The sequence below is a fragment of the Ancylomarina subtilis genome, from assembly GCF_004217115.1.
Taxonomy (GTDB): Bacteria; Bacteroidota; Bacteroidia; order Bacteroidales; family Marinifilaceae; genus Ancylomarina; species Ancylomarina subtilis.
On the sequence record NZ_SHKN01000001.1, the window covers coordinates 1,088,922 to 1,115,350 of the forward strand.

Here is a 26,429-nt window from a genome sequence, read left to right on the forward strand (position 1 = left end):
AAACATATCGGATTGGCTTTTATATAAATAGGTTGATCGTGTTCTTCGATGAGAATATTAAAGGTACATAAAATGATCTAAAGCTTATTCATCCTGCTACGAAGTGCACTTCTGGTAATGCATAAATAATCAGCCGTTTTAGATTTGTTGTTATCAAACTTCTTCAAGGCTTTCCGAACGATTTCCAACTCCAACTGCTCAATATCCAATTCGTTATCAGGTAAAACAATTCTTCCGGGAACCAAAACATGTTCTAAACTCTCAAAGTCATTATCATCAGCATGCAAAAAGCGCAAATGTTCTGGTTTTAGTTCCAGATCGTTATAAAGCAGCGTTGCTCTCTCTATAGAATTCTTAAGCTCTCTGATATTTCCAGGCCAATCGTATTCCTGTAACATCTTTTTTGCATCCTTACTGATGAAACGGAAGCGACGCCCACGTTTTTTTGAATACTGATCCAAGAAGACTTGCGAAAAGGATAAAATGGCCTCTTTGCGTTCTCTTAAGGGCGGAATATAAAGTCTGCCTGTATTTAAGCGATAATAAAGATCACTTCGGAATGTTTTTTCAGCCACCATCTGTTTCAGATTTCTATTGGTGGCAAATATCACCCTTACATCCAAACTTATGGCCTTGTTGCCTCCCACACGATACATCTCCTTTTGCTGTAAGACACGCAACAATTTGGGCTGCATATCCAAAGGCATCTCTCCTATCTCATCCAAAAACAGAGTTCCGCCTTGTGCCAATTCCAGTTTACCGAGCTTTCCTTCTTTCCGTGCGCCGGTAAAGGCCCCCGTTTCGTATCCAAACAGTTCACTTTCGAACAGTGTTGGCGATATGGCTGAACAATTGATCGAAATAAAAGGCTGAAGAATATCGCTTTCCTGTCCGAAATGAACCAAACGCGCCATAACTTCTTTCCCTGTACCTGTTTCTCCTTCAATCAAAACAGGAACTGTTCTGTCCTCATGAAACTGTTCCGCCATCTTCACCACACTACGCATGGCATCAGAAAAGACCCCCACTTTACCAACACTGGTGATATCGCGAATTGTGGTTTCGTAATATTTCACGCGTTCTCCTTCTTCACTTTTCACATTCGAAAGATCCGTGTTGGCCTGCTTATTTAAATCCGATTTTTCTGCTTTTAATTGAATGCTCTCAACAACCCGCTCAATAAGGATGGCTAATTCCTCAACATTAACAGGCTTAAGCAGGTAATCGTAAGCATTGCTACGCAAAGCCTCAATCGAGGTTTCCAGATCACCAAACCCCGTCATAATCACCACTTCGATTGCCGAGCCATTGGGGAGTTGTTTAATTCTTTTCAGAAGATCCAAACCGGAAATACCAGGCATTCTCATATCAGATATAACCATCTGGAAATTATCCTCTTTTAAAGCAAGCAAAGCCTCTTCCCCATTGTGGCAAAGTTTTGTTTTGTAACCCAGCTGCTCGTCAATAAATTCTGCAACAGCAGATCCACTGGATTTATCATCATCAACAATAAGAATATTCATATGGCTATTATTTCATGTCATTTTTACACTATTATCCGACTAATTTCAAGATAAAGGCTAGCTGTAAGCAAATATACAAGTTTACTTGCGCCCAACAGATTCAAGCTCGAAAAAACCAATCTATTTTCGATTCAGCAATTTAAATCTTAAAATAAAACTAGCCCCTCCATCTTCATTATTGTAATCGGATATCTCTGCTTGAAACCGATCGATAAACAATTTGACTATTGCCATTCCCAGACCACTCCCCTTCCCGGATTCTTTGGTCGTAAATAAGGGATCGTATATTTTCTCACGAATTGCATGATCGATACCTGTCCCGTTATCATGCACCTCCAATACCCCATGGGTATCATCCTGAAGGACAACAAGTCTGATTTTTTTATCCTTCTTCTGAACCTGATCCAAAGATTGAATGGCATTCACGATTAAATTCACAACAACTTGTTCAAACTGCACATAATTGGCATTAACCAAAATGGAACTTTGGGGCAATTCATCAACCAATTCGATACTGTGATCACAAACCTGACGTTTTACCAGAGACAAGGCTCTTTTAACCCCCTCAACCATATCGATGGTATTTTCCTCAACCACATTGGGTTTGTCATAAAACGTTCGCATGTGCTTGATAATTGCATCAATTCGTGAGGTTTCTTCCGAAATTGTGTTGATTTTCCGAACAAACATCTCAGGTAACTGACCCGGATTTCTCTTCTGCCAATACAGGACACTGTCTGCCGATATTTTAATGGCATTCAGGGGTTGATTGATTTCATGGGTAATTCCTGCAGACAAGACCCCAACTGAAGCCAGAAGAGACGACTCCTCCAACATTCGCATGGCTTCAACATTCTTCTGCTCAGCCTCAAGTCTGGCATTCATCAGTGAATTGCGCTCCCAGGCATTTGCTATCATGTTCACCGTCGAAAAGAAAACACCAATTTCGTCACGGGTCCATTTGTGAACCTCATTCTGTGAGAAACCCATCAAACCCAAAACTTCATTCCCAACCACAACCGGTAAAAGCACTACGGCTTTGATGTTTCTTTTTCTGTAATAAGCCTGTTCCTTTTCATTTAAATTTGATAAATCCGTTGAAACAACACTCAGATTCATCTTCACACGCTTAATTGCATGTTCTATTTCAGAAAAATAAAACCGATCAACATCCTTAATACGATCGCCTTTGGTTAAAACCCGACTCTTGATTTTCACAGCGGCATCTGATGAGTCGTTAAAAGAATAAAGACTGACACGAGCGACATTCATTTCATCCGTCATCAATTTCAAAACATCATCCAAAACGTTTTTAAAATCCTCGGACGCATTTAATAAACGTCCAATTTTAGCCATTAAACGCTCGTGCATGACTGATATCTTCAATCGGCCCTGCTCTCTCAACAAGGCTTTTTCTGCCTTAATTCTTCGTAAGATCGCTTGTGACAGAACCAAAATTATGGCTGTTGCAATAAGGAGAATCCCCAAAACAATCTGAATCCATTCCTTATTATCACTGTAAAAAGATTGAGGTTTATTAAGGATATGTGTCTCTGAAGGAAGTATCGCTTCGTTTATTCCAAATCGCTTGAGTTCTTTATAATTCACCACATATTCATCAAGTGGTTTTCGATAAATCGGGATAGAATCAACAGGAGTCCCCTCAATGATACTGACAACCATTTGGGCCGCCATTTGCCCATGCAATTTACCACTGACCACCTTTCCCCCAAAAACCCCATCTGAAATAAAGAAAGCCCATGCAATGTATACAGGCACTTTGCTATGAGGGACTATCAGATCTAAATTATCCTGAAAACTAATAAACTTTCCATTTTTGTCTTTGTTGAAAGTCAACAGCAAAATTGAGGTATCCCCCTGTACTTTATCAACCTTATCAACCAGCTCGTTTAAACTTTCATCCTCGTGATAAATAAAATTCAGTCTACCCTTATATTTCCCTTCAAGATCACGCATCAAAAGTTTATTCAACTTAGCAGTGGTTGTTTTATCATCGTTGATCACAAAAAGATGCTTCGTATTGGGTCGTGTGCTTAAAACCAGATCGACAGTCCCTTCCAAATCCAAATCTTCAGCAATACCGGTAATGTTTTTCATCCCGGCAATCATCTCATCTGCAAAATGATTGATTCCACAAAAGATGATGGGCGTGTTTTGAAAATATTTTTCCCGATGATCTTTGACAAAGGATAAAGCATTATTATCTGAAACAATAATCGCATCGTATTTTTCCTTTAAAAGTTTCAGATCATACAGTTCAGTGATCTTATTAAGGTATTCGAGGGAAGGGTTTCGTTTGGTATCCAGATATTCGTAATCCAATTCAAACTGATTGCCCAAAGAATCCAAAACGGTCTTAATTCCCGAATTGACATTATCGGTCCACCGCAAACCCTGGTGGTAAGAATGCAGCACCAATATCTTTTTTCTAAGAGATGAAAACGATTGAAGAGATATAAATAAAAAGCAAGCTAAAGCAATGTAGCGTATCAACTTCATAAGTAAAATTTTAGAATTGGGGAATTAAGAAGTCTAAAATAAGAATTTTGCCAATGTAATTCTCTTCAAATTTATGATTCTTTTAAAAATAATACAGATTACGGCTAAAATGATTACACACATGCAAGCAAACAGACAATAAACAACGGGAAGAAGGCTATCAGTTTAAACTAATTTCATCTATCTCCAGGCTAAAGGTTTCTGCCTTTTTATTGGCAATCAGGAAAGCAATTTCACACAGGCTTTCTCCCGGGTAATTCGGGCGATTTAATACTCTCCCCCGAAAGCGGGGATGCATATCAGCAAAATTAATTTCGATACTTTGCCACTCACCTGTTGTTGTGAAAAGTTTGACATAGGAATGAACATCACTCAAACTTGATTTAAGTCTGAATTGATAGGTCTTACCATCTCCCTTGATTCGCAGGACTACTTTTTGATGGCTTCTGACATCTATTGGTGTAAAACGATAACGCACAGAGGTAAAACCGCCATTGTTTTCGAGAGAAACCTCTCCTGAAAAAACAGCATGCCCCTCTGAGTTAATTCCAAATTGAGCTTCGGAGTCCCCTCCCATTACCCCATCGTTTACAACTTGCCAGTTGGCAAGTGTGGTATCTTTGTTAAAATCAAAAAGAATCAAATTATTCACAATCATGATACAAATTATAAGAGATAAGACTTTCATCTTCTTAAGTTAACCCTTTTCAATCAAAAAAACAGATGTATAGAATAGAACAAGACCATCAGTAAGCCTCACTTTCAATCCGACTTAAGTACATAAATAATCGGGTGATAATCCTTAATGAAATGGGCCACATCCGCATCTGAAATCCCCAAAGGATATGACATCAACAGCAGATGTAAGGGTTGCCCTCCTTCCCGATAGGCAGGCTGCTCATAATACTGATCGTTTAAAACGAAACCAATGCGTTCGTAAAATTGAATTCGCCTTTGTTTAAGCTCATCATCAGGACGTTCGACTTCCAAAACAACAGGTCTCGTATCCCTTTGCTTGAATGCATTCAGAATATCTTTACCATACCCCTTTCCCCTATGACCTGGAAGCGTCGCAAAATGTTCGATATAGCGTAAATCATCAAATTCCCACCAAAAAAGTAAACCCAGAAAACAATCATCCTCTAAAATCACTTCAAAATGATAATTGGGATGAGACATTATGGAAGCTTGTCGTTTAAGCAAACGTCTCTCATCCATAGGGAAAGCATCCTTATACAATGCCCAGGCATTGTCAAACCAGAGCTGACTTATGTCTGTTAATCTGATCTTCTCCATCATACATCAATCATCTGACTGGCTAAAATTAGGGTCTGTTAAAAACGGTTTCATCTAACTTGCAGAACTTTACAAAACACCTTCCCACTCCTGATAAAACTGTTCCAAATAGGTTTCCATAAAGGCATGACGTTTTTCAGCCATCTTTCTCCCCGCTTTGGTGTTCATTCTATCCTTTAACAAAAGCAGTTTTTCATAGAAATGATTCAATGTTGGCGCAACAGAATTCTTATACGCCTCCTTGCTCATATTCAAATTTGGCTCGATATCAGGATTGTAAATCTCTCTGTTTTTATGACCGCCATAATTAAAGGTTCGTGCAATACCAATGGCTCCCATAGCATCCAAACGATCGGCATCCTGAATGACGTCCAACTCAGCTGACTTGAAGTGCTGAATCTGATTCCCCCCTTTGAATGAGATGTTCGAAATAATATTCTCAACGTGAACAATCACAGCTTCATCCACATTTAAAGACTCTAAAAAAGCACGTGCCTTTTGAGGACCGACGGATTCATCCCCGCCATGAAACTTCGAATCGGCAATATCGTGAAGCAAGGCTCCCAGCTCAACAACAAACCAATCGACTTCCTCTGATTGTGCAATTTGTTTAGCTGATTTCCATACCCTGTAAATGTGCCACCAATCATGTCCTCCCTCGGCATCAGCCAATACGGCTTTAACAAAATCGACGGTCCGCTCTATAATCTGTTCTTGATTCATTTCTTTGTACAACTATTTATGAAGCCCTAAATGTAAATAGAAAGTTATGATTTCAGCAGCTTATCAGCCTATTTTAGTATCAAAAACAAACTTGAAAGCAGCGTAATAATCACGCTCATGTTTTTAAACAAAACGGGTGAAATGCGATGATTCAATCTTTTCCCTAAAAATGAACCCAGATAGAGTATGGGAATAAATAAGAGCGTCATTTTAAAGGTTGTCATGCTTAAGAGTCCCACAAAATAATAACCCACCAGAGCAATACATGCCGTTACAATACTAAACCATGAAAAGATTTCGCGGAATTCCTGGTTATCAACATTTGCAGAATGAAGAAAGAGAGCAAGCGGCGGTCCGCTAACGGATATACTTCCCGTTAAGAAACCTAGGAATGCGCCCATTAGCTTATACGATAAACGAGATAATTTAAGGGTATATTTAACACCTAACAAAGTCAGTATCGACAATAAGATAAAGAAAACACTCATCACAATAATAAGGGTGTGCTCCGAAATATGCTTGAGTAATAATACACCCACAATCGTAAATAATGCCCCATACACAATCAGAATTTGAAACTCTTGGTTCACAAGTTTTCTATCTTTCTTTTGCAAAACAATAACAAGGGAGGAAAACAGATTGCAAAGAATCAATACCGGAATTAACTCTTTGGGCGAATACCAAATCATCAGAGGAGGTAAAGCCACCAAAGCAAAACCAAAACCCGTAATCCCCTTAACCAAACTTGCCACTGATACAATCAGTATAATCCAAAAATAAAGCATCGCATTCAGAATTTAGATGTTAACATGATAAACGAACCCAATCCTATTAGTAACCATAGTAAAATTCCCAGAACAAAACTTTTGTATCCCGCTTTTTTGGCTTCAGAAAAAGAAATATTGGCACCTATTAAGAATAGGGCAACAACCATCCCCCGTTGACCTAACCAGTGCAGATGAGAAAAGGTTTTTGCAAAACCAGGCAGCCAATAGGCAAGCAGTATACTCATTATAAACAGACCTATAAACCAGGGAAACTTTATTTTTCCGGCCGTCTTATCCTTTTGTGAAAAAGCAACCACTAATGATAAAGGTATAATCCATAAGGCTCTTATTAATTTTACGGTTGTCGCTATTTCAAGAGCCTTGGCACCATAAGTGGCTCCGGCACCAACCACCGAACTGGTATCGTGAATTGCAATAGCTGCCCAATAACCAAAGGTTTCCTGACTTAAATGAAAATAGTGCCCAATGCCCGGAAATATGAGCAAAGCAATGGCATTGAGAATAAAGACCACAACCAAAGCAAATGAAATCTGAGCATTCTTAGCCCGAATCACCGGAGCAACAGCGGCAATAGCACTCCCCCCGCAAATTGCTGTGCCGGCAGATATCAAAAGACTGATTTTTGAATCAATCTTAAGAAATTTTCCCAATAATAAACCACAAGTCATCACAAATACAACCGAGATGGCTGTATCCACAAAACCAACCTTTGATGTGTTTATCACTTGAGTCAGATTCATACCAAAACCCATTAACACAATTGAAGCTTGTAGAGAAAAAGCCGTGTACTTGGCCGCATTCTCATATTTTAAACCCAGAAACGAAAGCATGATCCCCAAGGCCAAAGCTATGGCTGGCGAGATAAATGGCAGGAAACAGAGAAAAAGAATGATCCCGTAGAGCGTACTGGTGTGTCTTTGATTTAATTTCATGTTTGTCTTCATTATTTTAAGACAAACTTACGCCCAAGCTATAACCAAAGCAAATACTTAATTCTTATGGCTAATAACTAGAAGTTATATGCAGAAAGGAATTCAATAAATAATTTAGTCGATGAAACCTCATGGCCACGCAGAAGTGCGATTCTGAACTTTCTAGTCAAACGAATGCTATTTAAAGTAAGTTTTGTGATTTCTTTCAGTCTCAATTCTTTTTCAATCGACTTTTCTGAAACAAGGGCAATGCCATCGAAATCGCACAAAAAATTCTTAATGGCTTCGGTACTTCCCAGATGAATTAAAATATTGAGTTTATCTATGGGAATGCTGTATTTTGACAATGCTTTCTGAATCACTTCGAGTGTCCCGGATCCCTTCTCTCTCAAAACAATAGGCAGTGTTTGAAGATCGTCGGCTGAAAGGCTTTTCTTTTTGGCATACACACTGTTACTCGCTGTTACAATAACAAGTTCATCGTCGAGAAAATCGATATATTTAATACTGGCCTGAGAAGACGCATTTTCAACCAGGGCCAAATCGATCTCGTTATCAAACAGTTTTTGCTCCATCTCAAACGAATTGCCGTTTAATAAATAGAGCTCAATTTTGGGATAGCGTTTGTGAAAGGCAGCAATCACTTTAGGTATGATATATTGCGATATGGTTGAACTGGCTCCTATCCGCAATGTGCCCTTAAAGGTATCATTCAGGCGTCCCAGCTCAAATTCCATTTCCCGGTATTCCTGCTTAATCCTGTTTAAATAGTTATAGGTGAGCTTGCCCGCTTTGGTGAGATAAACCTTATTCCCTCTTCGTTCGAACAGGGCCATATTCAATTTGGCTTCCAACTCTTTGATATGCTTGGTTACAGCGGGTTGGCTTATAAACAAATCTTCTGCAGCCTTCGAGAAACTCAGATTCTCTGCAACCGATAAAAAAACCTCATCTCTATAATCCATAATTTTCTCACATCAAAGTTTAAGCATATGCTGGTCCAAACTTATTAAAATCTGTTGAATCAATCGATACCTTCGACAAAACAAAAGCCATGATTGTTAATTTCCGTAACAATAATGTCCTATTAATTGGCGCTTCGCCCCAACTGATCTTTTGCGAGATCATGAGCTTTGCGAATAGACCAAACTTCATTTTTTGGCTTGATCCAAAAAACGAAGCAAAAAAAATCAAGGCTGCTTTTTAAATATATTCCTTATTTGCCTCAAGCTTAAGTGCGGCCGGGTGATTTTCGAACAAAGTTCTCAACTTCCCGGTCTTTCTAAAGCTTTCGTAAAACGAAAAATATTTAAAAAAGATGCCACCTCTTGAGACTCACAAAAATCCTCCCCTAATATTATCATTAGTATAAAGGTATTGCTAGCAATAAAACAACGCACATGAATAAAAAACATTTAGGACGCTAATGTTTCCTTAAATCAATTCGTATCTCGATTTATTTTGCTCAACTTTGCAGCCTTACAACAAGATTCATGAACAAGCAGAATTACCCCGATCGTCAACATACGCTACAGGAGCAAGTCAAACTTAAAGCACAAATTCAGGCTTTAAGTGAGGAATTGATGCGGGTTGAACAAGAAACATTAGCCTTTGAAGCCAGGCTTCGTGCCATCCTCATCGATCTGATTATTGAGGAACAAGAACTCAGTGATCTTTACAGGCGAATGCAGAAAGCAAAAAAAGAAAAACGCCTGGAACAAAAAAAACGAGGCAAGAATTATAAAGAACCCGAACCTGCAATTAAAAAAAACAGAACGGAACACGCAAAACCTGAAACAAAGGAAACAGACAAAGAGAAAAAACGCCTCTACCGCGAAGCCATGCTGCATGTACATCCCGATAAATTTTCGATGAATGAAGATAAGATCGATTTAGCCACTGAAATCACCAGTAAACTGATTGATATTTACAGATCGGGCAGTTTAAGAGAACTCCAGGCCTTCCATTCTCATATTTTTTCGGGGAATGCCCTATTACAAGCTGAGGATTTAAACAGTGAACGCTCTTATTCTTCTATTGAAGATCTCTATTTGCAACAGGAAAAGGAAGCCCTCGAAAAGAAACTGGCTCTGGCCAAAAACAGGCAAACCTACAGGGTGCTTAAAGATTACGAAAATCCCATGCACTTTGCCGAGGAACTCAAAGCCTACTACGCCGATCGACTGTTTAAACTGAGAAAACGAACCCGGAAAGCAAAGTTGGATTAAGTTTTATTTAGATAAAAAAAATTGAATGAATCACCGAACAATCTGATTTCAAAAATGTCTTAATTCCTGCTATTCGATGAAGAGAATTCAACGGGAAAACAAAACTCAAACAAAGCTCCTTTTCCCAAGTCTGATTGAACTGAAATTCGACCATTCATCGCTTCAGCAATTTTCTTAGAAATCGCTAATCCAACTCCTACCCCACTGTATTTTCTTGTATAAGCATCATCAACCTGTCTAAAAAAGTCGAATATCAAAACCTGTTTATCTTCAGCAATTCCAATCCCTGTATCCCTAACAAAAAAAGTGATCTCCTTTTCATTCGATTTATAAAATCCAAACTCAATAGAGCCCTGTTCAGTAAATTTCACCGCATTTTTAAAGAGATTCAGCATCACCTCAACAATCTTACGCTTATCGGAGCTTATCCAATACTTTAGTAGGTGTTTATCAGGAGTAAAATCTAAATTTACCTGTGTGCTTTTGCCCGAATTATTTAATATCGTTTGCAGACTTGACATTAAATTGTGATAAAGGTTCTCAATCTTAAACGGTCGATTCATGATGCCAACTTCACCTTGTTCTGCCTGAGCCAACATAAAGATGTTTTCAATAATTTCAAGAAGATTATAACCACTCTGGTTAATCATTTTGGCGAAGTCCTTCAGTTCATTATCATGGGTCGATTCGTGTATGATATCGCTAAAACCGAGTATATGGTTCAAAGGGGTGCGAAATTCATGATTCATCGTAGTCAGAAATACCGATTTCAGATGATCACTTTCTTCTGCCTTTAATTTTGACGAAATTAAGTCCTTCAAAAGCGTATCCCTGACGGAAATATCCCTTAGGGCAGTTACCCGAACAGACTTGCCTTTATAATGCATCATCTTGCCCTGTATCTCAGCAGGAAAGGTCGATCCATCCTTTCTTAAGGCAGTCACTTCATAGGGTTCTTCACATCCGGAAATCATCTTATCCATAACCAATTGCCGATCTTCATCCACAATCCACTCAGTGCCCATTCGTCCAAGTGCATCCTCTAATTTGTAGCCAAACATTTTCTCAGCAGCAGAATTTTGCTCAATACAAACGCCCTTCTCCGAAATAAATATGGCTTCAAAAGCCGCTTCAGACAAGCCTCTATATCGCTCTTCGCTTGTCTTCAAAGCCTCTTTAACACGAATTTGTTCGGTAATATCACTAAAAAATGAACAAACCTGATAAGGGATCTTTTCTCCGTCCCTGAATTCAGGAATCGAATTAACATTAATCCAATAGTGTTTATCTTCAATAGAATTATAAATCCCCATAGTGATGTCGTGTACCGGCTTTCCTGTTTTAAGAGCAACTAAGACCGGGTATTCATCCTCACAAAAATCACTTCCGTCTTCTTTTATTGGTTTCCATCTGGATTTAAGCGACTTGAACTCCTTCATATTTTCCGTTGTCATGCCCATAATTTTCTCTGCAATTGAATTCGCAGACAAAATATACCCGTCACTCGAACGATACACCACCCCCAAAGGAATGATATCAATTAATCGTCTGTAGTCTATATTTATGAGTTTTGACACGTTCATATCTATTGTTATTTAACCAGATAAGGGTCAAGCTTTGTGAATGTTTCATTGCCTACTCATGCAAGCTGACATCCATCTATTCGATAAAAATCTACTGACAAATATTAGCTATGAATAGAAAAATGATAAACGAATCAGATTCAAACACAACATAAATTTAACACATATATCATTCAACACCATCATAATACACTGACATATTTTCATTTATAAAAAAAGAGATTCCAAAAAGCAGACAACACCGAAGGGCTCATGAGCACATTTTGAAAATTTGTTTCGCGAATAAAAGAATCAAGTCAGTCTGATCCTGGTTTGCTCATTGTTGATAGTATAGAATCACGCCTCACGGCAGGCTGACAGCTTACGCTCAAATCATCTAATCCCCATAACAGGTCATATTATTCCTGACCACCATGCCTCTTTGCCGTATCTATCCAGAGTTCAGCAAGCTCTTTGGGATTTGCACCCAAGCCACGAGCCAAATGTAATGCAACGCCCATGATTAATACAGAAGCTTCGTGGACTTCCTGAATTGTTTGCAAGGCTCCAAATTGTTCTTGTGCTTTTAATAGAATCAAGTCATTATGCTTTGCAACAAATGCAAGCGGATCATCATCCGAGATATCTGGTATCATCAAACAATCGACCCACTCAGGTCCTATCCTCTCTGCCAATACTTCCGGGGGTTCATTCCCCATCTTTCTCCACAGGGCCAATGTTTTCCTATCTCCCGATTCTGCCAAACCCGTATCAAGAAATAATTCAAAGGCTATATCTGCTATATTTTGCATCAGTTCCAAATAGCCATCCTGAGCCTTTTCGAACTTATCGGTCAGCTGCCCTTTAAGGTATTCATCGACACGAAACTGAGCTAATTCCAATACTCCCGAGCATGCTTCCAAACAAGGAAATTCGTCTCCCTGGTACATATATTGAACGTCATCGCTTTGTACCTGCCTACCCAGTGGATACAAGCGACAAGCGAGTGGACGCCCCCCATGAACACTACATCCAAAATTATCGACATATTGAGCACAAGCCCGTTGATTATTGAAACCTGTTTTGCCATCGAAGCGCAAACGAATTCCTCCAAAATCGCTATAACGATCGCGGAATTCCCTTGCCGTAATTTTCTTCTCGTTGGCAAGACTGAGCAGCTCCCACGGATTAATGTAAATAATTTTTCCAAAGCAGCAATAACCCGTTCGCGAACAGCTTAAGGGCAATATATCTTGAAGATTCAGTGTGTGTGTTTGCATTATTATGGCTTCATTCTTGATATGACAGGTGATACATCCAACAACTCAGCTCATTATCGATTGCCAAATTGTTCAAACATGATTTGAAAGCACAAAGCTATCAAATTCCATAAAATGACATTTATTGTTTCTCACGAAATTCGCACAAATTGGCTGAATGGACTAAAATCTTTACAAGCATTCGCCCCCTATGTGATTTGGGCCAATCGTGTATGCATCCGATGGGTTTTATCCTTTGAATTTATCGGTCTTCCAATTTCGAGGCTTATTGATAATATAGGCCCTGATACGTTGATATTCCTCATCATTGCAGATGATGTGGTCATGATAATCGGATTGCCGGTTTTTTATGCCCGATGAACGACAGAGACTATTGATCTGTTTTGATTTTGCCATATAAAACAAAATAGTCGCCAATTAGGTGGCACTACCCCCGCTACCGCACGATTGTATCGTGTGGGTTTATTTCCAAACAAAAGGAAGGCAATAAAACTGAAACGAAGTGGAGCTAATCGCGCAGCAGCCGGGGCGGTTCCCGCCACACGAACGCTTAGTTGTTAGTGACAGTTTTTATTTTTCAGTTTCTTTCTTTTTTTCTTAAATGTTAGAAATGTACTAATAATAAATACTGTCAGGTAAAGAAAACCTAATACTTGCTTTCTAAATACAAAATTTTCAAAATCAAATTCTCTAATCAATGCCAAACCTAATGTGAATGCCATTAGGGCAAAAATGACATTGAAACCTATTTTATCTTTCATATTTTAATGTTTTGTTAGTGTGTCTATTGTTAATCCAACTACCCCCGCTACCGCACGATTCTATCGTGTGGATTTATTTCTAAACAAAAGCAAGACGATAGAACCGAAACGAAGTGGAGCTAATCGCACAGCAGCCGGGGCTTCTTTCCTGTCAACCGACCGAAGGGAGTCTCACGCAACGTAGCAAGTAAACTGCAACTCAGTTCAAGAGGGAACGCGATAAAATCGCGCACCAGCTGGGAAACAACGTGGAGCTAATCGCGCAGCAGCCGGGGTTACTAACCTTGATATTTACCACATTGCCTGCCATTACTTATACAAAATGTTAGGGGCTGGGCTTTTTTTCAAGCACAATTATTTCAGGTAAATCTCGATGAAAAAAATATCCCTGATAATCAAGTTTATCGTTATTCAATTTAGTAATCATAAGAATATTAAACATTACTCCATAGTTATCATCGGCAAGAATGCCTAGCATCGTCGCAATATCTTGATGACTAGGAGACAAGCTAAATTTGGGGTGAGAATGCCATTCTCCAATATAATATCCTGTTCTTTTCTTATAGTGTTTTCTTAAAAGTAAGTCTGATTTTTTGACACCTCTAATAAAAGAGGCTATCGAGTATTTGTTGTCTTCATCTGAAACAGAGGCATCAATTATCTCAAAACTATTATCTTCAACTTTTTTGCCAATTAGAATTCCACCCGTTTCAAAATCACCAGATTTTCTTAAAGCTCTTTCTATTTTAGTTTCCACATCAGGAGTAACTTTAAAATTAATCTTCATCATTCTTTAAAATTGAATCATTTGCAAAATTTAAAATCTCCTGTTCTGTCAAACCAAGTTCATTCTCAATTTGCTCGTTGCCAAAACAAACAAAACAGTTTGAATATGATTTAAAGCCTGTTGTGTCAACTTTTATACATTCAAACTCTTCTTTAAAAATCCATTTTTTTTCATTTCCCCATAAAATTATATTTGGTTTAGATTTAAACACCTCTAAATTTTCTGAAAGGAGAATTTCTAGAGCCATTTTTACAGTAAAAAGCGAAATATATTTTGCGTCAATACTTAGTGCCGGAGTAGGAAGTATTTCACCTTCCTCTGTTTCGTTATAATCAATGAACTTAGTTTCTGGAGTGTCATTAAAACCATCTTGTGTTTCTAATATTCTAGATAACTTATTGTTCACACATTCAAAACAAGGTGTTATATCTGGAATTATTCTTATAATCTCTCCACCATATCCTAGTGGATAGACTTTAGAATGCAGTGATGGTATTTTATATAACCAACAAAATTCATTAATTACTTCTTCTATCTCTGCCGTTGCATTTACGATTATATCAGCGCTTTTTATTATTTCACTTACATGACTTGGTATTGTTATAATTTTAGTTTCAATGCAATCAACCTTGATAAATGGATTAATTCTTTGTAATTTATTTTTTAAGGCTTGCGTTTTCTTTAAGCCAACATCTTCAAGACCACATGTATGTCTAATTACATTCTCCACAGTTAGATAATCATCATCAATTAGTGTCAATTCTGAAATACCAGATTTCACAAATTCTTCAGCTATAACACTCCCTGAAGAACCGCAACCAATGATGGCGACTTTCTTTTTGCTAATTAATGTAGTTTTTTTAAAATCGGGAGTCCTTGAGTTGAGTTGGGTTAAATCAGGATTATAACATCCAAAATATTCAACTTTACTGTCTTTGTGATTGATTTTAGCGTATAATTCGGCTTTATTATCAGTAATAAAAACAACATGCTCAGTTTTATCTTTTTCTATTTTTTCTTGTGCCTCTTTAACCGTAAGGATTTGCTGATTATTTAAAAACTCAACGAACTTATTTAAGTCTTCTATAAACACAATTGTGTTTAGATGATTTTGAGATGCTTTAATCCAGGTTCCAACGTTTTTTGAAAAAAATAGATTTATACCCCATATTTTTAAGTACTCACTTTCTATAATTTTTTTTAAATAATCTTCATTTGGTTTTTCTACTGGTAATATAGGACTTACAATTATCCTACTTTCTCCCATTGGACTGAAATAATCAAATTTCCCAATTGTAGAATCTTTAGGCAGAGGAAGAGGAAATGGGACAATGCATCTAATAATTCTTTTTGTGATATCTAATTTAGTTGGCTCAACTTCTTCGTAAACATCTAACTTACCTGTTTTATTCTCAATCATATCTATAGCTGCTAATAACAACTTTTCCAAACTCTTTATAATATCAACTGCTGAAAGTGAAGAATTCCAAGTTTTGTCTCTAATGTCCAGACAGAAAGCTGTACTAATGAATTGATGATTTCCTACCCAGTCCTTTTCCCTTCCTTTGGGATAAATATAAGGAATAGAAAAAGGATAATTTTGAGGATATTTGAGTTCAAATGGAAATTTGATAGAACCTCCAATTTTAGTTGGAAGATATATAGTACCAGATAACCAGAGTAATTCCTTTCGAATAAAGAATTCAAAATCGTTTGATTCCCATTGAATGTTTAGCCTTATTTTTTCTCTGGCAAAAATATGCTTTTTGTCTTCCCACCATTTCATTTTTGAAAGCCTTCTCTTTTGGTTTTAGGAAGTTTTTTGGGTAATTCGGTGTCTATGTGTTGCGCTACATTTGCCGATAATAGGGTAGATGTTGATTTTAATAATCCTTTATTACTGATATTACTAAATGTTTTGTCTGTTATTCTTTTTCCAAAAATAGGCGAAAATGATTCTTGAATTTTATTTAATTCTTTTAATTCAAAAGATGAAGACAATTCTGTTTTTACCTTATTTAACCATTCGTAAAAATTCTTTTCTTTTTGAGGATTTTCAGGCCATTTGTCGGCAAAGTTTTCTTCTTCATTAACAGGATTACCTATCCATTTTATCCATTTGTTATGCTCTACAGAAAACTTTGTTTCGATGAAAGATTCCATGTTTTCAACAACATTGGTTAATGCTGTGATTATATCAGTCTCTTTATTGTATGCTTTAGAAGATAAAGTAGTGATAATTATTGAAATTGGTTTATCTTCATCTCCATCAAACATTATATCCCTATGCCTTTTAAGAATTTGTACTACTCGTTGAAGAGGAAGTTTTTCTTTTTGGTATGTTGGCAATGGATTTACTGATTCGCTAAGAAAAACAGATTTTCGAATTGAAATACTACACCTTTCTTGAAACCATGCTGCATATCCAAATGGATTACTTTTATTCCAGTAATCAGGATTGGTTTCATTGAAGTAATTATCTTCTTGGTTGTCAGTAATTCTTATTGCAGTTTTTTCAAAATCCTTAAAGTCTATTGCAGAAAATGCTTTTTCAAGGATGACTCTATGACCTTCTGAGACGATTGATGGTAAGACATCCATGTGATATTTGGAAGAATCAGCATAATTCAAAGTCCAACATCTGCGACCTTCTTCATCAAGCATTTCTTTATAAGTTTTGTTTTCTTTAAGCCTATCTCCAACAATTTTCTTTAAATGATATTGTGCCCAATCTGCTTTTTTCCCTTCCAACCTACAAACTAAATCTACATCTAGTTCATCTGAATCATTAACTGGTTTTATCATAGTACCAAGCAAGAAAGAACCCTGCGGTAAAATTTCAGGTTTGTAAGGTGATAATAATGATTTTTCGTCAGCAAGCCATTTACCTACAGCTTGATAACTTTGAACCGCGAATTTGTATTGGGTTTCTGAAATATCAAGATTGTTTCCAATTTCTTCTAATATCTCATTAAACTGGGCTTTAATTTCATTTGTTAACATAGGATTTAGTTTTATATTTCTATTGTTTTGTAAAAACCATTTCTTTCTTTGTTTTGGTCGTAAATTATTAAATCCATATCCGCTTTTGGCATCCATATTCGACCGAATTCTATTGCAGCAGAGACAGGCATTGCTGGGAATACATGCAACTTATTATCTTGACCATGTTTAGCTTTAACTATATCAAAAAAGTGCCTACATATTTTTCTAAACTTAGATAAGATAATCTTGCCTTTTAAGAAGTCATTATCCGGACTGTCATGGGTAATTGTCCAAATACAAATTTTTGAATCAAAGAGTTTTTCAATTCTATCATTTGTAATTGTAGCACTTAACGATATATTTAAAACAGGTAATCCATCAAATTCTTTTGGCTCAATTAGATTAAAATCATCAAAATCGGTTTCATCTTGCCATTCCCAAGTTTCAGGTTCTCTATGCCTTTGAAATACCTGCACATCATACAAGTCATTAAATAATGTCCCAAACTTTATAAGTAGTGGCTGAGGTGCAAGTCCAAATGCTGAAAAAGATTTGATTGGGCTATGTATTTTTAAATTCTCAACTTTCTCTCTAAATTGTCGTTCAAGATTTTTGGATTCTAACTCCCAAAATAAATCTTCATTATCTTTGATAATGCTATTTGTTATACTTAATTCAACTCCATAGCTTTCCGTTGGGAATTTATCTGGAATTATTGCTTGAAATGCAGATTCATAGTTAAGAGGAGAACCTTGATTACCAATATTTGCACCGTATAAAATTACATGTGTTTTCTTTGACGATGAAAGTGAAGTAAGCAATTCAATCCTTTTCTCATGTTCTTTTTTCATTTCAACTAACAAATTTTCTGGATGTCCATCAACATCTTCTTTATCAATTAGTCTATGATGTGCATCGCACATTAGCATTAGATTACTAAATGATTTTGCAAGTAATGGAGAACGTTCTTCATCTCCCCTTGGTCCATCAGGACTGTCCGCAACAATATGAGCAATATAAGCATTGTTCATTTTTGCCATAGACAATTCATCCTTCCATAGAGGTTTATTACATCCTCGATATTCGCATCTACCAGCCGATAAAGTCCATAATTGCGTCTTTATTTTTTCAGGTATTGAAGTCTTTGACATTTTATTTCATGTTTCAAGTTTGTAGTGTGTTTTTTGCCTTGCCCCTAACTTGTTTATATCAATCATATGGCTGTTATTTCTTATATCTCTTCTGAAAAGCTGTTCCTGAGCTATTGGAGGAATAACAACACCATATTATGATTCATCTCAAATAGCCTGTCTTATAAGATATTTAAAATTTTAACTAAGGTATTAAATCTAAACTAAGATTCGTATTGTCAAATCTGTCAAGTTTAAATACGGACAAATTCCAGTTTGAGGAAAAGGAGAATATTTAGGCTTTGCTTCATAAAGCCAGGACACAAAAAAAGCTGTGGCTCTCTAACCACAGCTTAGTTGGGCTCTTTCTAGTAATGGTTCAACCACTGAACTGTCGCAATAGAAAGAGGCACCTTATTTTATTTTACACCTCATGGGGTTCCAACAGAGGCAAGGCCTGCAGGCTAATATTAAGCTTACATGGCTTCGATTGGAAACGTCGGATAGGCACATAAAGGGTTTTGTAACCAATCGATTCAATTTTAAGCCTATGATCGCCCGTAGGGAATGATTTAAATCTGAACGTTCCTCCCGGACTAATGTCTACACGAAGTCCGAGTTTTTCTGCCGTAACTTTTCCCTCACCAATCACTTGTCCGTTGGCCTCATCGGTCAGGTATCCCATCAGTTCGTAAGGGTGTTGAATTCCCTTGGCTGTTTGTCGGGCCGCAAAGTAATGGTTCACAAAGTCGGGATGCGACTGTCGGTATCTTTCGATACTGCGATCGAGCACTGTTTTTAAAAACTGATTGGTTTTTTTCTTCAGATCGTTAAAGGCCTTATTAGAGGTCTTTTTATCTTCCATCAGAATCAAACGATCGGTTCGGTTTTTAAGAAAGTCTCCTAAATCGGTTTGCAAGCTGATAATACTTTCCTGAGTAATGGCATAGTCAGTCAGTTGAGCCAGGTTATCCTGAGCAATCTTGATACACGACTCGGTGTATTGAATTAAGTTTAGCTCGCTCAAAGCAGCCAATACCGATTTCGAAATATCAACTTGTTCGAGGATTGAGGTATTCCCATTACTATTGGCAAAACAAACCAGGTTATTGGAGAAAGGAAACAAACTGGCAATCAATTTGTTTTTAATCTCCTTTTTATTCACAACGAGCCACTCAGCCGGTGCATCCATCTTTTCGCCAAGGGCAAATAAACCTGTCTTATAAACTGTAAATTTTGCCACCTCCCCTTTGGTTGGTGCATCCGATTCGTAAATACCGCTATTTTTATCAAGAACCTGTTCAACCTCCTGATAAGAATCTAATTTTAGTTTATCTGTTGTATTCATCATTTATGAATTTGTGCAGTACGAATAAATCAAAGGATGTATCACGATTTGGTTCACACTGCTTGATTAATAATAAACTCATCTGACACAGCCAGATTTAATCATCTTAAGCTAAGCTGTCTGAGATCAGCTTAGGCTTGTGTAAACAACTGTCTTGCTTTAAATTTTATTTTTGCTTTCTTATTCAAAGCTTTTTTGCACTTCTATTCAAAATTGAATTAGCCCCTCTAAAATTTAAATTTGTTCCTTTAAAATTTGAATCACTTGCTTTCAGAAACACAAAACCTGCTTTAAAATTGAATTCACTTGCTTCCAGAAACACAAAACCTGCTTTAAAATTTGAATTACTTGCTTTCAGAAACACAAAACCTGCTTTAAAATTTAAATTACTTGCTTTCAAAATTGCGTCAGCTCCTCTCAGAGCCTAATCATTTGATTTAAAATCTTAATCAGCTGGCTTCAAACAATGAATAGAAAGCATCCGGAATAAATCATTTTAAGTCATAAGAGTGTCATTCTAAAGAAAATTGCTGGCAACGATCAAAATCGTGCAGAGAGATTCAGCAAATAGGAAATACTTCGACTTAGAAGTCATAAAAGTATTCAGAGGGCAACATACAGATTCTCTTTTAGTCTTATGATCTGTAATCTTAGTTGTTCTTGTGGTTGAACGGTAGAGCTAATTTAAAGAATTATTTCATTATACTCCAAATAAAAAATCATTGATCATGAAATAAATGCCACTCATCACACAAAACAAACCATTCACATTTAAACAGAACATCAGATAATACAAGCCATTCAGAATAAGAGCATCGATAGATATTTTTTTTTGTAAAACATCCTATTTTTGTGAATGTCTTTCCCTTTTAGGGAAAGTGCCGGCAGGCGATAAGGTGAACTTTTCAAAAGAAGAAATACAGCCTTTGGCTGATAAATTTAATTTCTTATATAGCCTTTGCACCCCTCTCCCTTCGGGATCTCCCCTGTTAGGGGAGAAAGGTGATTCAAAAGTGATTATGAATAGCTTTCCCTTTTAGGGAAAGTGCCGGCAGACGATAGGGTGAACTTTTCAACAAAAATTTGTATTTTGTATGGTCTAAGATCTTTGGAATGAAATATCACGAGATTAAAGAAATAAAACACAAACTAAAACGTAACACAACACCATCAGAGAAGCTGTTATGGAAGCATATTCGCAATAGACAGCTTAAGGGACGGAAATTTTTAAGGCAACATGCCATTATTTATGATACCGACCATGATGAATATTTCTTTTTTGTGCCTGACTTTTACTGTATTGCCGAAAAACTAGCAATTGAACTGGATGGAAAGGTTCATGACTTCAGAAAGGGAAAGGATGCTAATCGAGACGCCATATTAGAAGATCAAGACATTAGGGTGATTCGAATTAAAAATAAAGAACTGGTTAACCCAACAGCTGTTTTAGATAAGATTATATCATCCTTCAGACTAGAAGATGATGATCCTGCCTTTAAAAGAAAATCGTATCAATAAATTTTAGTTGCACCCCTCTCCCCTCGGGATCTCCCCTAATAAGGGAGAATTCATTTAATCGATCTTTCCCTGAAAAGGAACCGTAACGAAGTTTATGAATCACTTTCCCTATTTAGGGAAAGTGCCGGCAGGCGATAGGGTGAACTTTTCAAAAGAAGAAATACAGCCTTTGGCTGATAAATTTAATTTCTTATATAGCCTACACCCCTCTCCCTTCGGGATCTCCCCTGCTAAGGGAGAAAGGTGATTCAAAAGTGATTATGAATAGCTTTCCCTTTTAGGGAAAGTGCCGGCAGGCAATAGGGTGAACTTTTATCTGGCAAGTCCATTTATATATATAGCCTACACCCCTCTCCCTTCGGGATCTCCCCTGTTAGGGGAGAAAGGTGATTCAAAAGTGATTATGAATAGCTTTCCCTATTTAGGGAAAGTGCCGGCAGGCGAAAGGGTGAACTAAAACTCTTCTTTTAGACTTGCATCAAAATACGAAAGTAGAACTAAATCATTTTCAGCACCCACAATTCCACCTTCTCTTCATCACGCCAGTTCTGATTTCGTTGGGTTTTAGTCGAAGCGGCTTTTACGGCCTTGTGCAAGAGCAGTTCTTTCTGAAAACGGCCACCTTCGGCCAATTCTTTTTTAATTGGATGCTCCGCATCCTTATGGGTGATTTCGATCATATTGGAGAACAATAGAGCCACTCTGCCTCCGGGTTTCAGGTGCTTGATGGCTTCGGCAAAAAAGCGAGGGAATAAATCTTCGTCGTAATAAATGGCCATATCTATCCCTTCCAAATTGTGGGAAGCCGGCAACCAGGGCGGGTTAAAAACAATCAGCTCTGTTTTTTCAGAACAATCGGCAAACAAATCCCCATGCATCAACTCCACTTTAGCATGCAATCCGGAGCGTTTCAATTCTTCGTTGACACCTACAATCGCGTTAGGATTGGCATCGGTTCCATAAAGTTTTTGAAACCCCTGTTTCAGCATTTGCAAAGACAGCACACCACTCCCAATTCCAATATCGATGGCTGATTTCTTTTCGCCCTCATACTGTTTCAACCATTGATCAAAAAGGATGAGATGTTCGAATCGTGTAGGGAAATAAGTCCCGAAAAAGGGGCGAATCTTGCGACCTAAAACAGGTATAAAAATGCCTTTTTCGTGCCACTGCCAGGAACTGTTCAAGCCCTGCACTTGTGGAAAGGGCAATAAAAACTCATTCATATCGGGGTACAGGCTTTTAAGCCAACCTATATCCGGCGATTTTCTAACGCTTAGCTTGTTGTTGCTAACCAACAACAACAAACGGTGAGAGAGCTCGCGAAACTTATCCCGGTAATCGCGTTGTCCCTGAAAAGACTGATCGGCATATTCTTTTTTAAGGTGGTCTTTCAATACATTCAAAACCGTTAAGCCACTGCTAAAGTAATCGACGATTAAAACATAATCACCATCAATCAGGGCATCAACAGCATCCAGGGGATCCATTCGACGTTTGTAAGCCAATACATCAACATCCACTAAGGGTTCGGGACGGTTAATTTGAATGGTTTTTCCTGATACGATCCTTTCGATCGCTGATGCTTGCTTTGACATTATTCTTGTGATTTTGGAAACAAATGAAATCAGACTTAAAGCCTTAAAAAAAGAGATGTGCTCTTGTGATTGAATTTACAAGACAAAATTAGTCTATTTCTTCAAATGAACAGCCCGGAAAGGGCTCTCTCTTATCCAAAGCAGGTGAAAATCTCATGACCGCCCGGTCAAAATTGTCAAAACAATAAAAAAAGCTGCCACCCTGGGGTGACAGCTTATCTTCATACGTGTTGTAAGTCATTACGCCTCAACGAGCTTTCTCTTTTTAAGCTTTAAGCTTACTGGCGTTATGTTTCTCAAATTATCAGAAACAGGACATCTGTCTTCGATGGCCTCCAGCCATTTAGCCAAGACCTCAGGCGAGGCATCACAATCGGGTTCAATAGAAACCTCAATTCCCTTATAACCCGCTCTGTCGTCAAAAGACGTTCCGAACAAGCGATTGGGGTTGAGTTCACCAGCCATTTTAATCTTAACCGATCGCAATTCGATGTTCATCTCCTTGGCAATCACATGAGCCATTACATTGATACATCCGCAAAATGCAGCCAAAATGTATTCAACAGGATTGGCACCCTCATCGGTTCCTCCCAAATCGGCAGGTTCATCAATAATAATCTCAAAACCTCTGGCTTTTACGACCGTCTTAGTTGGATTCTCGCTATGTGCTTTTACTCTGAATTTTAAATCTGACATTGTATATGAGTTTAGTTGTTTGAATATTTTATAACACAAAAATGCAGGATCTTCATCGACTATAAAACCAGAGGAAGAAGCATAGATTCACTATATTTGATGCAATTTCACATCCATTTTAAAAGTGATTTTAAATCAAACAAATGCCAATAATGAGTTTAGAATATCAGACTAACGGATACTGTGCCGACCATCAGGCCATTAGCGCTAAAGACTGTTTTGAATCCTTAACAATGAATCAAAAAAGTTTGGTGGAAAAATCCACCAGCATACTGCAGTTTGCCAAAGGAGAAACCATCATCAAACAGGGTTTTGTGGCATCGCATATTCTATATATCGAAAAAGGGTTGGCTAAACTTGATGTCACCAATGATTCAAAACTATCAACTTTAAAACTGTTAAGTAACGATTCCTTCGTAGGCATCATGTGCAGTTTTGCATGCCGAAATCTCGATTTTTCAGCAGTGGCTTTGGAAGATACCACCATACGAATGATTGATATGGATATTTTTTTAAGCCTGATTAAAGAGAACGGGGAATTTGCTCTAAGACTGATGCGCCATATGTCGTCACTCACCAATGAGATTATGCACCGAACAAGTCGTATTGCCGGAAAGAATGTTGAAGGCTCTCTGGCTATGATCTTAAACGAATTTAAAGAGATTTATAAAAGCAATACTTTTACCTTACCGGTAACGCGTGTCGGACTGGCTTCTTTAGCTGGCTGTTCAAAAGAAAGTGCCATAAATACACTGGCTAAATTTCACAACGATGGCATTATTCATCTTAAGGATAAATGCATTACCCTTATCAAACAGGAAAGTCTTGATCTGATCATTAAGAATGGCTAATTCAAAATTATGAGTGGTGAAAGATCACTGCTAAAAGTTGAGTCTAAGTGATTATATACACTTTAGAATTATCTTGTAGATTTTTCGCTTAATCCGTCTAAGACGGATTCTACTTTTACTCATATATATAATATCATATTAAAGTATTCCTGATTTACCAATGCCTTGATGAAAAGTAACAAAAATCATCCCAATGCTTCGGGACCGGCACTCAGTGACCCATCACGTTTCAAAGGCTAAACAGACTGAACTCGTTCGTCCCTCACTCAAACAGCATTCTGTTTTTAACGCCTTTTTCACCTATGGGTACCCCACTTGCGTTGCCGAGGCCAGGAAAAAACTTCTCAAAATTTCAATCATTTTTTATGAAAATGTTTTGGAGGGCCTTGTCAGCCTGCTAACTTAAATCCTGATCGCAAAAATGGACTTGATTTACTTTAACTGTCCTGCCAGGAATCCGGTTGACCAGGCAGCCTGCAGGTTATAACCTCCGGTAATGGCATCGATATCCAGCACTTCACCTGCAAAATAAAGGTTCTTGCACTTTTTGGATTGCATGCTTGCCATATCCACGCTTTTCAGACTCACGCCTCCGCAGGTCACAAACTCATCTCTGAAAGTCGTTTTGCCTTTTACGGCATATTCATCGTTTGTAAGCAAATTGAGCAATTTATTCAGGCCTTTCTTTCCCAGTTCGCCCCAACGTTTTTGAGGTGACAAATCCCCTTTCTCCAATAGAAATTGCCAAAGTCTGTCAGGTAAAGCATAGGGTCTGTAATTAGCCAGAATCTTATTGGTATTTTCTTTGATAATCTTATTCAAGTCAGCAACAACTGCATCATTCGAAGCCTGGTTTACCCAGTTAACAAGAATATTAAAATCGTAGTCCTTTTCACTTAACACTCTGGCACCAAAAGCGGACAGCTTTAAGATAGCTGGTCCGCTCATTCCCCAATGCGTGATCAGCAAAGGACCTTCTGATTTCAACTTGGTACCCGGAAGAGATACCAAAGCATTCTCCACCACAATCCCCATGAGTTTGGTCACCGATTCATCCGGCATATTAAAGGTAAATAAGGAAGGAACCGGATCTTCAATCTTATGCCCCAGGGCTTCCAACCACTCCAATCCTTTTCGTTTAGGCGAGCCACCAGTGGTAACAATTAGCTTATCAAAGCTCCCCGACATTACATTGTCCGTATCAAAACCCAATTCGAATTGCTCATCAAGGGGCTTAATTGATTTCACAGCCAAACCCTTTTGAATCTCAATGCCCAAGCGTTTGCATTCCTTCAGAAAGCAGTCGATAATACTCTGGGAATCCTGGGAAACAGGAAAGATGCAATTGTCATCCTGTGTGACCAAGGGCACACCTCTGGATTCGAACCACTCAACACAATCCTCGTTATTAAACAGATGAAAGGCTTTTTTCAAACTTCGCCCTCCTCTGGGGTAAGCCTGATACAAATCCTGCGGATCGCAGGCATTGGTCAGGTTGCATCTGCCCCCTCCCGATATTTTAACCTTGGATAAAAGCTGTCTTGATTTTTCGATGATCACCACCTTTGCCTCAGGGTAGTTTTCCTTAGCAGCTATGGCTGAAAAGAAACCTGCTGCTCCCCCTCCTATTATTCCGATTCGCATGTGTCTTTTATATTTATTCAGAAACCAAGCTTTTATTCTACAACTGGCGCTGGATGGTTCATTAAATGCTCCCTAATTCGTATTGACAGGAACGGTCTTGCTAAGTGGCGTGCGCGATTAAAAGAATAATCTTATCAATGCGTCAAGTAAGCAAGCCGCATAAATTTGTTTATATTTTTAAGCAAACCCATTTAATTGGCTTGCTGGTTTTGTTAATTGTACTAAACTTTCGAACTGCTCATCACCGCCACACGAACGC

The 26,429-nt window shown here is 37.9% G+C and carries 23 protein-coding genes; 4 read left to right on the forward strand and 19 right to left on the reverse strand.

The genetic code is table 11. The features are described from left to right. Positions 1-77 precede the first annotated feature (77 nt). The 8 genes from EV201_RS04500 to EV201_RS04535 all read right to left on the reverse strand — a co-directional run bounded on the left by EV201_RS04500 (position 78) and on the right by EV201_RS04535 (position 8,747). Positions 78-1,523, reverse strand: a complete 1,446-nt coding sequence (locus tag EV201_RS04500; protein ID WP_130306196.1) for a sigma-54-dependent transcriptional regulator — start codon at positions 1,521-1,523, stop codon at positions 78-80. A 120-nt stretch (positions 1,524-1,643) separates the two neighbouring features. Beyond that, positions 1,644-4,043 (reverse strand): ABC transporter substrate binding protein, encoded by a 2,400-nt coding sequence (locus EV201_RS04505; RefSeq protein ID WP_130306197.1) that lies wholly within the window; start codon positions 4,041-4,043, stop codon positions 1,644-1,646. A 160-nt stretch (positions 4,044-4,203) separates the two neighbouring features. Beyond that, complete coding sequence (locus EV201_RS04510; protein ID WP_207224379.1) at positions 4,204-4,701, reverse strand: CIA30 family protein; 498 nt, start codon at positions 4,699-4,701, stop codon at positions 4,204-4,206. Between the two features lie 104 nt (positions 4,702-4,805). Beyond that, positions 4,806-5,342 (reverse strand): GNAT family N-acetyltransferase, encoded by a 537-nt coding sequence (locus EV201_RS04515; RefSeq protein WP_207224380.1) that lies wholly within the window; start codon positions 5,340-5,342, stop codon positions 4,806-4,808. 66 nt (positions 5,343-5,408) lie between these two features. Next, entirely contained in the window at positions 5,409-6,062 is a 654-nt protein-coding gene (locus EV201_RS04520; RefSeq protein ID WP_130306199.1) for an HD domain-containing protein, read from the reverse strand. Positions 6,063-6,130: 68 nt separating this feature from the next. Further along, positions 6,131-6,847, reverse strand: a complete 717-nt coding sequence (locus EV201_RS04525) for a sulfite exporter TauE/SafE family protein (protein WP_130306200.1) — start codon at positions 6,845-6,847, stop codon at positions 6,131-6,133. A gap of 5 nt (positions 6,848-6,852) precedes the next feature. Further along, the gene (locus EV201_RS04530) at positions 6,853-7,782 is read right to left on the reverse strand and encodes a YeiH family protein (RefSeq protein ID WP_242610453.1); all 930 of its coding nucleotides are present in this window, start codon (positions 7,780-7,782) and stop codon (positions 6,853-6,855) included. Positions 7,783-7,859: 77 nt separating this feature from the next. After that, positions 7,860-8,747 (reverse strand): LysR family transcriptional regulator, encoded by an 888-nt coding sequence (locus EV201_RS04535; RefSeq protein ID WP_130306202.1) that lies wholly within the window; start codon positions 8,745-8,747, stop codon positions 7,860-7,862. Between the two features lie 528 nt (positions 8,748-9,275). On the opposite strand from EV201_RS04535, the gene EV201_RS04540 reads away from it, so the two are divergent. Further along, the gene (locus tag EV201_RS04540) at positions 9,276-10,010 is read left to right on the forward strand and encodes a hypothetical protein (RefSeq protein WP_130306203.1); all 735 of its coding nucleotides are present in this window, start codon (positions 9,276-9,278) and stop codon (positions 10,008-10,010) included. A 59-nt stretch (positions 10,011-10,069) separates the two neighbouring features. On the opposite strand, the gene EV201_RS04545 is transcribed toward EV201_RS04540, so the two are convergent. Both EV201_RS04545 and EV201_RS04550 read right to left on the reverse strand, forming a co-directional pair. Next, complete coding sequence (locus tag EV201_RS04545; protein WP_130306204.1) at positions 10,070-11,593, reverse strand: PAS domain-containing sensor histidine kinase; 1,524 nt, start codon at positions 11,591-11,593, stop codon at positions 10,070-10,072. A gap of 398 nt (positions 11,594-11,991) precedes the next feature. After that, the gene (locus tag EV201_RS04550; RefSeq protein WP_130306205.1) at positions 11,992-12,852 is read right to left on the reverse strand and encodes a YkgJ family cysteine cluster protein; all 861 of its coding nucleotides are present in this window, start codon (positions 12,850-12,852) and stop codon (positions 11,992-11,994) included. A gap of 114 nt (positions 12,853-12,966) precedes the next feature. Between EV201_RS04550 and EV201_RS04555 the strand changes: the two genes are divergently transcribed. Further along, entirely contained in the window at positions 12,967-13,212 is a 246-nt protein-coding gene (locus tag EV201_RS04555; RefSeq protein WP_130306206.1) for a hypothetical protein, read from the forward strand. Between the two features lie 197 nt (positions 13,213-13,409). Here EV201_RS04555 and EV201_RS04560 read toward each other — a convergent pair whose 3' ends face one another. The 6 genes from EV201_RS04560 to EV201_RS04585 all read right to left on the reverse strand — a co-directional run bounded on the left by EV201_RS04560 (position 13,410) and on the right by EV201_RS04585 (position 19,863). Beyond that, a complete protein-coding gene (locus tag EV201_RS04560) occupies positions 13,410-13,613 on the reverse strand; it encodes a hypothetical protein (protein WP_130306207.1) in 204 nt (67 codons plus the stop codon). Between the two features lie 325 nt (positions 13,614-13,938). Then, a complete protein-coding gene (locus EV201_RS04565) occupies positions 13,939-14,403 on the reverse strand; it encodes a Mov34/MPN/PAD-1 family protein (protein WP_130306208.1) in 465 nt (154 codons plus the stop codon). After that, complete coding sequence (locus EV201_RS04570; RefSeq protein ID WP_130306209.1) at positions 14,390-16,186, reverse strand: ThiF family adenylyltransferase; 1,797 nt, start codon at positions 16,184-16,186, stop codon at positions 14,390-14,392. Before EV201_RS04570 ends, EV201_RS04565 begins: the two co-directional genes overlap by 14 nt. Then, positions 16,183-17,499, reverse strand: coding sequence for a nucleotidyltransferase domain-containing protein (locus EV201_RS04575; RefSeq protein WP_207224381.1), 1,317 nt, complete (start codon positions 17,497-17,499; stop codon positions 16,183-16,185). Before EV201_RS04575 ends, EV201_RS04570 begins: the two co-directional genes overlap by 4 nt. After that, positions 17,415-18,536, reverse strand: a complete 1,122-nt coding sequence (locus EV201_RS04580; RefSeq protein WP_130306211.1) for an SAVED domain-containing protein — start codon at positions 18,534-18,536, stop codon at positions 17,415-17,417. Before EV201_RS04580 ends, EV201_RS04575 begins: the two co-directional genes overlap by 85 nt. A 403-nt stretch (positions 18,537-18,939) precedes the next feature. After that, positions 18,940-19,863 (reverse strand): carboxypeptidase-like regulatory domain-containing protein, encoded by a 924-nt coding sequence (locus EV201_RS04585; RefSeq protein ID WP_130306212.1) that lies wholly within the window; start codon positions 19,861-19,863, stop codon positions 18,940-18,942. A gap of 1,113 nt (positions 19,864-20,976) precedes the next feature. Between EV201_RS04585 and EV201_RS04590 the strand changes: the two genes are divergently transcribed. Beyond that, on the forward strand, positions 20,977-21,381 hold the full coding sequence (locus tag EV201_RS04590; protein ID WP_130306213.1) for an endonuclease domain-containing protein: 405 nt from the start codon (positions 20,977-20,979) through the stop codon (positions 21,379-21,381). Between the two features lie 497 nt (positions 21,382-21,878). Here EV201_RS04590 and EV201_RS04595 read toward each other — a convergent pair whose 3' ends face one another. After that, positions 21,879-22,979, reverse strand: coding sequence for a methyltransferase (locus tag EV201_RS04595; RefSeq protein ID WP_130306214.1), 1,101 nt, complete (start codon positions 22,977-22,979; stop codon positions 21,879-21,881). A gap of 240 nt (positions 22,980-23,219) precedes the next feature. Further along, on the reverse strand, positions 23,220-23,675 hold the full coding sequence (locus EV201_RS04600) for an OsmC family protein (protein WP_130306215.1): 456 nt from the start codon (positions 23,673-23,675) through the stop codon (positions 23,220-23,222). A gap of 152 nt (positions 23,676-23,827) precedes the next feature. Here EV201_RS04600 and EV201_RS04605 point away from each other — a divergent pair, with 152 nt between their 5' ends. Then, a complete protein-coding gene (locus tag EV201_RS04605) occupies positions 23,828-24,526 on the forward strand; it encodes a Crp/Fnr family transcriptional regulator (RefSeq protein WP_165389581.1) in 699 nt (232 codons plus the stop codon). 432 nt (positions 24,527-24,958) lie between these two features. Here EV201_RS04605 and EV201_RS04610 read toward each other — a convergent pair whose 3' ends face one another. Then, on the reverse strand, positions 24,959-26,170 hold the full coding sequence (locus EV201_RS04610; protein ID WP_130306217.1) for a BaiN/RdsA family NAD(P)/FAD-dependent oxidoreductase: 1,212 nt from the start codon (positions 26,168-26,170) through the stop codon (positions 24,959-24,961). Positions 26,171-26,429 lie beyond the last annotated feature (259 nt).